We start from the raw sequence: 11384 nt of genomic DNA on the forward strand, positions 1-11384 counted from the left end.
GGATCGGCTTGGCTTGGGCGGGGCTGGGCGGCGGCGCCGCCGCGCAGGAGGGAACCGGCGACCCGGTCTTTGCCTATCGCTATGACGAGGTGCAGGGCGTCTATCCCGCCGCCGCCAAGTCCAAGGGCCTGAACGGCGTCGCGGTCGTGACCTGCCAGTCGGCCGAGCGACGCGTCTGGGGCTGCGCCCTGACGTCGGAGACGCCCGCGGGCGAGGGCTTCGGCCCGGCGGCGCTGGCCATGGTCAAGCGCTACGAGGTCGCGCCGAGAACCCAGGCCGTGACCGGCTCGCGCACCATCACCGTGCAGTTCGTCGCGCCCAAGGTGCGGGTGGTCCATGCGGGCGGCGCCGAATACGTCGCCCCGCTGGAGGTGGAGCAGCCCTCTCAGGACGCGCTGCACGCCGCCTGGCCGGCCGCGGCGCGCTTCAGCGGTCTGGAAGGCAGTGTCGACCTGCTGTGCACGGTGACGCTGGAGGGGCGCGCCAAGGATTGCGGGGTGTTGTCGCAACGCAGCCGGGCGCAGGACCTGGGCCCCGCCGCCCTGAGCGTGGCGCCCCTCTATCGCTTCCAGCCGGGGCGCAGGAACGGCGTTCCGGTCGCCATGACCACCGTCGTGAAGGTGTTCTTCTCCTGCGACTATCGCTGCCGCCCGTTCGAGGGCGCGCGCTATCAGCCCACCCTGGCGTGGCGCGCCGCGCCCAGCCACGCCGACGTCCTGGCGGCCTATCCGCCCTCGGCCCGGCAGCGCGGCGTGAAGGGACTGGTCCGCCTCAGCTGCATGGCCGACGACGAAGGCCGGCTCCAGGACTGCCGCGTGATCGCCGAGACGGTGAAGGGCGAGGGTTTCGGCGAGGCCGCTTTGGGATTGGCTTCGGCTTTCCGGCTGGAGCCGCCGGCGACCTCCGCCGCGTCGGGCGCCCGCAAGAAGGCTCCGGCCGCCCCGGTGCTCACGCCCCAGGCGGTCGTGATCGATTTCGGAACCCTGGAGGGCCGGCCTTTCTGGATGAGCATGCCGTACGCGACGCCGACGCCGAGGCCGGACGGAACGCCGCCGGTCGCGGGCGAGGCGCGGGCCCGCTGCCGGGTCGGCTTGGGCGGAAAGCTGGAAGGCTGCGAGATCCTGAGCCTGACGCCGGCCGGCGACGCCGGGGCCGAGATCGACGCGCGGGCGCGGCTCGCCAAGGTCGTGTCCCAGCTCTGGACCGACGAGGGCCGCTCGACGATCGGCGCGACCGTGCTGCTCGACGTGCCGGTCGGCAAGTTCGGCAAGCCCTCGATCGTCGCTGCGGAGCCCGACCTGCCCAAGCCGGGCCCGGGCGTCGTCGACTACCGGCCCCTGATCCGCAGCGGCATGGATGCCGACTCCGCCGCCCGCTACTACCCCGATCGCGCCCAGCGCATGGAGGTCGGCGGCAAGGCCGAGCTCAGCTGCGCCCGGATCGTCAAGGGCCGGGTGGAGGACTGCACGCTGCTGTCGGAATCGCCGCTGGAATACGGCTTCGGCGAAGCGGCGCTGAAGATGAGCCGGCTGTTCCGCTTCAGCCCGGAGACGATCGACGGCGCCCCGGTCGACGAGCCGATCCTCATTCCGGTCAACTTCTCAGTGCCGGACTAAGCGCCGCCTCAGGCCGTCCAACCGCCGTCGATGGTCAGGCTGGCGCCGGTCATGTAGCCGGCGGTCGGACCGGCCAGCCAGGCGACCAGGTCGGCGATCTCCTCGGGCCTGCCGATGCGGCCAAGCGGCAGGCGGGGCGTGATGTAGTCCATCAGGCCGGCGGTCATGTCGGTCTCGATCGGACCCGGCTGGACGTTGTTGACGGTGATCCCGCGCGGGGCGAAGTCCAGCGCGGCGCCGCGCACCAGCTGGGCCACGGCGGCCTTGGTCATGGCGTAGACGCTGGAGCCGGGCGCGCCGATCCGCTCGGCCGTGTTGCTGCCGATCGTGACGATGCGGCCGCCGTCCAGCAGGTGCGGGGCGGCATGGCGGATGGCCGCGAACACCCCGCGCACATTGACCGCCAGCATGCGGTCGAAATCGTCGAAGGCGTATTGGTCGATCGCGCCGGGGATCAGCACGCCGGCGTTGACGACCAGCACCCCCAGCTTTCCGAACCGCGCGACGGCGGCGAGGGTCGCGGCGCGCACCGCCTCGGCGTCGGCGCTGTCGGCCTGGAGGGTCAGGACCGTTCCGCCGGTCTCCTCGATCGACGCGGCCAGGGCCGCGGCGCTGTCCGGCGAGCTGGCGTAGGTGAAGGCGACCGGGCGACCCTCGGCGGCGAGGCGCCGGACGATGGCGGCGCCCATGCCGCGCGAGCCGCCGAAAACCAGGGCGGGGGCAGGGGAGGGAGAGGCGGTGGTCATGGCGATGTTCCGTTATGGACTGATTGGTCCATAACAACTGTGCATTCGGGATCGATCAGTCAAGAATAATTCTGGACTGATCGATCAAGATCGCTAGGATGCGATCATGGCCAGGCCTTCTGAATTCGACCGGGACGAGGCGATCGCCAATGCGATCAAGGTGTTCGCGCGCCATGGCTACGAGGCCGCCTCGACCAGCGACCTGATCGAGGGCATGGGCATCGGCCGCCAGAGCCTCTACGGGGCGTTCGGCGACAAGCGCCGCCTGTTCCTGGAGGCCCTGCGCCGTTACGCCGCCGGCTCGCTAGCCCAGATGGTCGAGGCGCTCGCGTCCCATGACCAGGCGGCCGACGCCGTCGAGGCCGCGCTGCTGGTCGGGCTGGGGTCTTCCGATGAGCTGGAAAGCGGCTGCCTGGGCGTCGGTTCGATCGTCGAGTTCAGCCGCTCAGATCCGGAGGTCAACGCCATCAACGACGAGGCCGCCCGCGCCGTCGTCGCCGCCTTCGCCGGCCGCGTGCAGGGCGGGATCGCCGCCGGCGCGTTCGACGCCGGGCTGGACGCGGAGGCTGTCGCCCGGATGCTGCTGACCCTGCGCTCGGGCCTGAAGGTGGCCGCGCGTGGCGGGGCGGGCGAGGACGACCTGCGCGAGGCGGCGCGCCTGGCGCTGCGCGGGCTGGCGGCGCGGGGCGCTTAGATCTGGATCGATATTCGATTTGAGACGAAAACCTCGTCCTTTGACAGGCTCAGGATGAGGTTTTTCTACCGCTCGGGCCTGCAAATGGTCCTCATCCTGAGCCTGTCGAAGGACGAGGACCACGCACCGAGCCTGACTATCGATCCGCCCTAGAGCGTCACGCCCGACTTCCAGATGGCGATCTCGCGCTCGCCGTTGCGTTCGGCCTTGGTCTCCTGGCCCGAGGCGGTGGCGACCACCAGGTCGAGCAGGGAGTCGGCGGCCTGGTCCATGGTCTGGCCGTCCAGCACCACCCCGGCGTCGAAGTCGATCCATGACGGCTTGCGGATCGCCAGGGCGCTGTTGGAGGCGATCTTCAGCGTGGGGGCGGGGAAGCCCAGCGGCGTGCCGCGGCCGGTGGTGAACAGGATCACCGTGGCGCCCGCCGCCGTCAGGGCGGTGGACGACACCGCGTCGTTGCCCGGCGCCTCCAGCAGCGTCAGCCCGTGCGGACCCACCCGCTCGCCGTAGCGCAGCACCGAGGCCAAAGGCGCGCGGCCGCCCTTCTGCACCGCGCCCAGGGATTTCTCCTCCAGGGTGGTGATGCCGCCGGCGATGTTGCCGGGCGAGGGGTTCTCGTAGATCGGCTGGTTGTTGTCGATGAAGTAGCGCTTGAAGTCGTCGATCACCGCGACGGCCTCGTCGAAGATCTCGCGGCTCGCGGCCCGTTGCAGCAGCACGTTCTCGGCCCCGAACACCTCGGGGATCTCGGTCAGCACCGGCGTGCCGCCGGCGGCGGCCACCTTGTCGGCGATGCGGCCGACCAGAGGGTTGGCGGTGACGCCCGAAAAGCCGTCCGAGCCGCCGCACTTTAGGCCCACCACCAGTTCGGAGATGGGGGCCGGCTCGCGGCGGTCCTGCTCGGCGATGGCGACCAGTTCCTCGATGGCTTCGAGGCCCTGCTCGTACTCGTCCTCGACGAACTGGGTGGTGAACGAGCGCAGGCGCGCGGGATCGAGGTCCGGGGCGCTGTCGAGCAGGGCCTTCAGCTGATTGTTCTCGCAGCCCAAACCGAGGATCAGCACGCCGCCGGCGTTGGGGTGGGCGGCCAGGCCCGCGATCAGTTGGCGGGTGTGCGAGAGGTCATCGCCCAGCTGCGAGCAGCCGAACGGGTGGGGAAAGGCGAAGACCCCGTCGACGCGGCCGGCGAAGCGGGCGTTGGCCTTCTCGGCGATGCGGCGGGCGGTGTTGGCCACGCAGCCGACGGTGCACAGCACCCAGATTTCGTTGCGGGTGCCCACCCGGCCGTTCTTGCGGCGGTAGCCGAGGAAGCTGCGCTCGCCGACCACTTCGGTGTTGTCCGAGGCGGCGGGCGCGTAGGCGTAGCCCTCGACGCCCTCCAGCCGCGTCTCGACGTTATGGACGTGCACGTGGTCGCCGACGGCGATGTCGGCGGTCGCCCGGCCGATCGGCCAGCCGTACTTCAGCACGTCCTCGCCTTTCGCGGCGGGGTGGACGGCGATCTTGTGGCCCTTGGGGATCTCGCTCCGCACCAGGATCGACTGGCCGTGCAGATCGACGGTTTCGCCGGCGCCAAGAGGGCGCAGGGCGGTGGCGACGTGGTCGCGCGGGTCGACGCCGTGGATCGATTCGCCGGGGAGGGAGGCTGTTTCGCTCATCTGGGTCTTTGTCTTTGCGACTTTTTGTGCTGCCATCCGGTCCTAAGGGAGTGGAAACCGGTGTCAAGAGCTTCGCCAGCGTGCTTTTTGCCGCTTGATTAGCGACGCTCCAGACGCTGGAGTATGACAAAAAACGAAAACCACTGCATGGAAACGCCGTGACCTCGTCTAAGACGCCAAACAAGTCCGCCGACGACACGGATGTGAACGCCGCGCTGGAAAGCGGTCGTCGCCGCGCCACCATCAACGACATCGCCCGCCTGGCCGGGGTCTCCAAGAAGACCGTCTCGCGGGTCATCAACCAGTCGCCGTTCGTCCGCGAGGAAACCCGCCAGCGGATCGAGGCGGTGATCGCCGAGTGGGGCTACGCCCCCGATCCCCAGGCCCGGGGCCTGGCGTTCCGCCGCTCGTTCCTGATCGGCATGATCTACGACAACCCCAACCCGCAATACGTCGTCAACATGCAGCTTGGCCTGCTGGACGGCATGCGCGGCTCGGGCTTCGAGCTGGTGGTCCACCCGTGCGATCGCTCCAGCCCCACCTTCCTGCAGGACGTGCGGATGTTCATCGAGCGGCAGAAGCTGTTCGGGGTGATCCTGCCGCCGTCGGTTTCCGAAGACGAGCGCGTCGCCGACCTGCTGCGCGACATCGGCTGCGAATACATCCGCATCGCCTCGGTCCCGCTGGACGAGGAAGAGCACATGATCGTCGGCCACGACCGGCTGGGCGCCCAGGCCATGGGCGAGCACCTGGTGGGCCTGGGCCACGAGCGCATCGGCTTCATCACCGGCCTGCCCAGCTTCCGCTCGTCGCACGAGCGGCGAGGGGGCTTCGAGGACGCCCTGGCGGCGGCGGGGCTGAAGCTCGACCCGGACTATGTGGTGCAGGGCGCCTACACCTTCGAATCGGGTCTGGCCGCCGGCGAGGCGCTGCTGGCCAAGACCCCGCGTCCGACCGCCATCTTCGCCGGCAACGACGAAATGGCCGCCGGCGTGCTGCAGGCCGCTCGCCGCGCGGGATTGACCGTGCCAGAGGACCTGACCGTGGTCGGCTTCGACGACTTCCAGATCGCCCAGGCCGTCTGGCCGCCGCTGACCACCGTCCACATCCCGACGCGCCAGGTCGGCCGCATGGCCGCCGAGAAGCTGATCGCCCGCGAGGGCAAGGAACCGGGCGATCCGGCGACCACGATCCCCTATCTGGTGGTGCGCGAGTCTTCCGCTGCCCCCAAACCTGTGTAGGGTGCGCGCCGCGCCCTGCACCTTGCACCAAACTCTGACACCGGTTACCAAGCGCCGCGAAACGGCCCGTCAGCGGCCTTCGGCGAAGGGACGAGGAGACACGCCATGGCCCGCCCCCTGATCTTGCACGACGATCGTCTGTTCCCGGCCGATCCGACCGTGCGCGGCATCGCCCGCGAGCTCTATGCCACCGTCGCGGCCCTGCCGATCATCAGCCCGCACGGCCACACCGACCCGGCCTGGTTCGCGACCAACGAGCCGTTCCGCGACGCCACCGACCTGCTGCTGGCGCCCGACCACTATGTCTTCCGCATGCTCTACAGCCAGGGCGTGGGGCTGGACGACCTGAAGGTCCCCCGCAAGTCCGGCGTGCCGGCCACCGATCCGCGCGCGGCGTGGAAGGTGTTCGCCCGGAACTTCCACCTCTTCCGCGGCACGCCGTCGTGGATCTGGCTGAACCACGTGTTCAGCAAGGTGTTCGGCTTCACCGAGTTCCTCGGCGAAGACAACGCCGACGCCTATTTCGACGGCATCAACGAGGCCCTGGCCACCGACGCCTTCCGCCCGCGCGCCCTGTTCGACCGCTTCAACATCGAGACCCTGGCCACCACCGAAGGTCCGCACGATCCGCTGAAGCACCACAAGGCGATCCGCGAGAGCGGGTGGGGCGGCCACGTCATCACCGCCTATCGCCCCGACGCGGTCATCGACTTCGAGGACGAGCGCAGCCCGCGCGCCTTCGAACGCTTCGCCGAGATCTCGGGCCAGGACGTCTACAGCTGGAAGGGCTATCTCGAAGCCCACCGCATCCGTCGCCAAGCCTTCATCGAAGCCGGCGCCACCTCGTCCGACCATGGCCACCCGACCGCCGCTACGGCCGATCTTTCCGGAGCCGAGACCGAGGCCCTGTTCGCCGATCTGGTGAAGGGGAACGTCACGCCTGAGAAGGCCGAGCTGTTCCGCGCCCAGATGCTGACCGAGATGGCCAAGATGAGCCTCGAGGACGGCCTGGTGATGCAGATCCACCCCGGCTCGCACCGCAACCACAATGTCGGCCTTCTGGAATCGCACGGTCGCGACAAGGGCGCCGACATCCCGATGCGCACCGAATACGTGGATGCGCTGAAGCCCCTGCTGACCCGCCTGGGTAACGACCCGCGCCTGTCGATCATCCTGTTCACCCTGGACGAGACGACCTACAGCCGCGAACTGGCCCCGCTGGCCGGTCACTATCCGGTGCTGAAGCTGGGTCCATCCTGGTGGTTCCACGACAGCCCGGAAGGCATGATGCGCTTCCGCGAGCAGGTCACCGAGACCGCCGGCTTTTACAACACCGTCGGCTTCAACGACGACACCCGCGCCTTCCTGTCGATCCCCGCCCGCCACGATGTCGCCCGTCGCGTCGACAGCGCCTTCCTCGCGCGCATGGTGAGCGAGCACCGCATGGATTTGGTGGAAGCTCAGGAGCTCATCGTAGACCTGACGTACAATCTGCCTAAGAAGGCCTACAAGCTCGATCAGCCGCGGCCGCTACCGGCCCCGGCGCTCGCCGCCGAATAAGAACACCACTTCCGGAGTAAACTCGATGTTCGCCAAGACCTACCACGCCACCCATCCGGACATGATGTTCGCGGTCAGCAACGACGACCTGCGCGATCGCTACCTGATGCAGGACCTCTTCGTCGAAGGCGAAGTCGTCCTCAACTACAACCACGCCGAACGCTTCGTCGTCGGCGGCGTGGTCGCCGTGGGCGCCGTGAAGCTGCCCGACCAGACCGAACCGGCCTCGGCCGCCGGCCACCCCTTCCTGGAGCGCCGCGAACTGGGCGTGATCAACGTCGGCGAGACCACGGGCAAGATCACCGTCGACGGCGTCGTCTACGACATCGTTCCGCGTGACGGCCTCTACGTCACCATGGGCGCCAAGGAAGTGACCTTCGAAGGCACGGGCGGCGAAGCCGCTCGCTTCTACCTGGTCAGCCTGCCGGCCCACGCCGCCTTCGAGACCAAGAAGCTGGCCTTCGCCGACGCCATCCCGCTGGAGCGCGGCGCGCTGGAGACCTCCAACGAGCGCACCATCTACCAGTACATCGTGCCGACCACCTGCAAGTCGGCCCAACTGCTGCTGGGCATGACCGTGCTGAAGCCGGGCAGCGTCTGGAACACCATGCCGCCCCACCTGCACGACCGCCGTTCGGAAGCCTACTTCTACTTCGGCCTGGGCGAGAACGACCGGGTGTTCCACTACATGGGCGAGCCGGACGAGATGCGTCACATCGTGATCGCCAACGAAGAGGCCGTCATGAGCCCGCCGTGGTCGATCCACATGGGCTCGGGCACCGCCAACTACACCTTCATCTGGGCGATGGGCGGCGAGAACCTCGACTACACCGACATGAACGTGCTGGACATCTGCCAGCTGAAGTAGGCGTAACACGCCTCCCGCGTTCCTTCGGCCGTCATCCCGGCCGAAGCGCAGCGTAGAGCCGGGACCCAGGAGCCGCCGCAGTGCGCCGGCCCCTGGGTCCCGGATCGGCCTTTCGGCCGTCCGGGATGACGAAAAATTGGGATCAGGAAGCAGATAAAATGGCCAATCCGTTCAGCCTCGAAGGCAAGGTCGCGCTCGTCACCGGCGCCAACACCGGCATCGGGCAGGGGATCGCCATCGCGCTCGCTCAGGCCGGCGCCGACATCGCCGCCGCGGGCCGCAGCGAACCGACCGAGACCAGGGCCGCCGTCGAGGCCCTGGGCCGCAAGTTCGTGTCGATCAAGGCCGACTTCTCGACCATCGAGCCCGTCCAGCGCGTGGTCGACGAGACCGTCGCCGCCCTCGGCAAGGTCGACATCCTGGTCAACAACGCCGGCATCATCCGCCGCGCCGACTCGATCGAATTCTCCGAAGCCGACTGGGACGCGGTGATCGACACCAACCTGAAGGTCGTCTTCTTCCTCACCCAAGCCTTCGCCAAGCAGGCCCTGGCCCAAGGGACCGGCGCCAAGGTGATCAACATCGCCAGCCTGCTCTCGTTCCAGGGCGGCATCCGCGTGCCGTCGTACACGGCCGCCAAGTCGGGCCTGGCCGGCCTGACCAAGATCCTGGCCAACGAGTGGGCGACCAAGGGCATCAACGTCAACGCCATCGCGCCGGGCTATTTCGACACCAACAACACCGAGGCCCTGCGCGCCGACGCCGACCGCAACGCCTCGATCCTGGCCCGCATCCCGGCCGGCCGCTGGGGCCGTCCGGAAGACCTGGGCGGCGCCGCCGTGTTCCTGGCCTCGTCGGCCGCCGACTACATCCAGGGCGTCACCCTGCCGGTCGATGGCGGCTGGCTGGCGCGCTAAGCCCTACAGCCTTCAGGACGACCGAACGTTTGATCCCCGCGAAGGCGACTTCGCGGGGATTTTCCGTTGCGGGACAGGCGGGGACGAAACTGCACCGTCTCACGCACAAAATGCGCGCCAATGAACGATGGTAGCGCAACCATGTGGCCTCCCGGCTTCCCCCCGGCGACGAAGGGCGCTAGAGCCCGCACAGCGTTCGTCCGGGCCGGGTTGGACGCGAGAACCGTTAGATCAGTTCTTACAGTCCTGACGATCCGCCGCTCCTCCTCGCGGCGGTGATGGAGCATGCGCATGCGCGACTCGGCCCTCTCCCTCGGCTCAGACCGACCCACCAGCCGTGATGTCCGGCGGAACGCCAATCTGCTCGGCGATCTCCTGATCGAGGCCATCGCCTATCTGGAGGGCGACGAGGCCGGCGAGCTGGTGACCAAGGCCCGCAAGGCCGCCTCGCACGAGACCGCCGACGGCGAGGCGCCCGGCCTCGACCACCTGTTCGCCGACCTTTCCAACGACCAGGCCATCTTCCTGGCCCGCGCCTTCGCCAGCCACTCGCTGCTGGCCAATATCGGCGAGGACGTCGCCGGCCGCCGCCGCCACGCCGAGGCCGACGCCCGGCCGGGCGACGAGCGCGCCCGCACCCTGGTCGACGCCGTCGCGGCGCTGAAGGCCGAGGGCAAGACCGACGCCGAGCTGGCCAAGGTGTTCGCCGCCATGAACGTGGTGCCGGTGCTGACCGCCCACCCGACCGAAGTGCGCCGCCGCAGCATGGTCGATCGCGAGACCGAGATCTCACGGCTGATGACCCTGCGCCGTCACCATCTGCCGGCCGACCTGGAAGCCGACATCCGCGAGCGCCTGTTCCGCGAGATCGCCCTGATGTGGCGCACGCGCCTCTACCGGCCCGAGCGGATCACCGTGAAGGACGAGATCCGCAACGCCCTGTCGATCGTCCGCACCTCGATCCTGCCGGCGATGGTGGATCTCTACGAGGAATGGTCGGGCAAGATCGGCAGCCACGGCCACATCGCGCCGCTGCTGAAGATGGGCTCGTGGCTGGGCGGCGACCGTGACGGCCACCCGGGCGTCAACGGCGAGACCCTGAAGCTCGCTTTGTCGTCGCAGTCGCGGGTGATCCTCGACTGGTACGCCGGCGAGGTGCGCAAGCTGTGGTCTAACCTCGCCGTCTCGACCGCCTACACCCCGGTGTCGCAGGAACTGCTGAACCTGGCGTCCCAGGCCAAGGACCCGTCGGTGCATCGCCTGGACGAGCCCTACCGCCTGGCCCTGGAGCTGATCTTCGACCGCCTGACGGCCGTGTCGCAGAAGCTGACCAACCAGTGGGTGGCCTACGCCACCAGCCGCACCGATGTGGCGCCCTACGACCATCCCGACGCCTTCGTCGCCGACCTGCAGATCATCATCGACTCGCTGGAAGCCAGCGGCGGCGAGCGCCTGGTGGGCTCGTCCCTGCGCACCCTGGTGGCCGTCGCCAAGGCCTGCGGCTTCCACCTGATGAGCCTGGACCTGCGCCAGAACGCCGACGTCCACGAGCGCACGATCGACGAACTCTACCGCCGCGCCGGCACCGGCGTGCGCTATCTCGACCTCGACGAGGAAGCCCGCTCGGCCCTGCTGATCGAGGAGCTGTCGCACCAGCGCCCGCTGGTCTCGCCGTTCACCGCCTACAGCGAAGAGACGGCCAAGGAACTGGCGACGATGGAGGCCGCGGCCCAGGCCGTGCGCGACTACGGCCACGCCTGCATCGGCGCCTACATCATCTCCAAGTCGGCGACCCTGTCGGACATCCTCGAGCCGCTCGTCCTGCTCAAGCAGGTCGGCCTGGTCTGGGGCGGCGCCGCGCCGCGCTCGTCGCTGAAGATCGCCCCGCTGTTCGAAACCATCGAAGACCTGGAGAACGGTCCGCGCGTGCTGCGCCAGTGGCTGGAGCTGCCGATCAGCCGCACCATCCTGGGCGACCGGCCGGTGCAGGAAATCATGCTCGGCTACTCCGACAGCAACAAGGACGGCGGCTATGTCGCCTCGCGTCGGGGCGTCGCGCGCGGGGCCTCGGCCCTGGCGTTCGA

Annotated in this window: 9 protein-coding genes and 1 pseudogene; 8 read left to right on the forward strand and 2 right to left on the reverse strand. The window is 69.0% G+C overall.

Annotated features, from left to right (window positions below; all coding sequences use genetic code 11):
- A partial coding sequence (locus DMC18_RS24075; RefSeq protein WP_146218196.1) for an energy transducer TonB occupies window positions 1–1616 on the forward strand: 1616 nt, incomplete at its 5' end.
- Between the two features lie 8 nt (window positions 1617–1624).
- On the opposite strand, the gene DMC18_RS24080 is transcribed toward DMC18_RS24075, so the two are convergent.
- Window positions 1625–2362 carry an SDR family oxidoreductase gene (locus tag DMC18_RS24080; RefSeq protein WP_199228516.1) on the reverse strand — a complete coding sequence of 246 codons (738 nt, stop codon included), beginning with the start codon at window positions 2360–2362 and terminating at the stop codon, window positions 1625–1627.
- A gap of 106 nt (window positions 2363–2468) precedes the next feature.
- On the opposite strand from DMC18_RS24080, the gene DMC18_RS24085 reads away from it, so the two are divergent.
- Entirely contained in the window at window positions 2469–3056 is a 588-nt protein-coding gene (locus DMC18_RS24085) for a TetR/AcrR family transcriptional regulator (RefSeq protein ID WP_110133379.1), read from the forward strand.
- Window positions 3057–3205: 149 nt separating this feature from the next.
- Here the strand turns inward: DMC18_RS24085 and DMC18_RS24090 are convergent, their stop codons facing one another.
- Window positions 3206–4714: a UxaA family hydrolase gene (locus tag DMC18_RS24090; RefSeq protein ID WP_110120132.1), complete on the reverse strand. Its 1509-nt coding sequence runs from the start codon at window positions 4712–4714 to the stop codon at window positions 3206–3208.
- A gap of 158 nt (window positions 4715–4872) precedes the next feature.
- On the opposite strand from DMC18_RS24090, the gene DMC18_RS24095 reads away from it, so the two are divergent.
- From DMC18_RS24095 to DMC18_RS24115, 6 genes and pseudogenes are all read left to right on the forward strand, one after another.
- On the forward strand, window positions 4873–5955 hold the full coding sequence (locus DMC18_RS24095; RefSeq protein WP_110120131.1) for a LacI family DNA-binding transcriptional regulator: 1083 nt from the start codon (window positions 4873–4875) through the stop codon (window positions 5953–5955).
- A gap of 105 nt (window positions 5956–6060) precedes the next feature.
- On the forward strand, window positions 6061–7515 hold the full coding sequence (uxaC, locus tag DMC18_RS24100) for a glucuronate isomerase (RefSeq protein ID WP_110120130.1): 1455 nt from the start codon (window positions 6061–6063) through the stop codon (window positions 7513–7515).
- 25 nt (window positions 7516–7540) lie between these two features.
- Complete coding sequence (gene kduI / locus DMC18_RS24105; RefSeq protein WP_110120129.1) at window positions 7541–8383, forward strand: 5-dehydro-4-deoxy-D-glucuronate isomerase; 843 nt, start codon at window positions 7541–7543, stop codon at window positions 8381–8383.
- A 32-nt stretch (window positions 8384–8415) separates the two neighbouring features.
- Window positions 8416–8540, forward strand: a pseudogene (locus tag DMC18_RS27085) (hypothetical protein); the annotation flags it as partial.
- A gap of 1 nt (window position 8541) precedes the next feature.
- Complete coding sequence (gene kduD, locus DMC18_RS24110; RefSeq protein WP_110120128.1) at window positions 8542–9300, forward strand: 2-dehydro-3-deoxy-D-gluconate 5-dehydrogenase KduD; 759 nt, start codon at window positions 8542–8544, stop codon at window positions 9298–9300.
- A 291-nt stretch (window positions 9301–9591) separates the two neighbouring features.
- Window positions 9592–11384 (forward strand): phosphoenolpyruvate carboxylase (locus tag DMC18_RS24115; protein WP_110133380.1); only part of this gene is annotated, 1793 nt, incomplete at its 3' end.

It is taken from the genome of Caulobacter sp. D5, assembly GCF_003185805.1.
Lineage (GTDB): Bacteria > Pseudomonadota > Alphaproteobacteria > Caulobacterales > Caulobacteraceae > Caulobacter.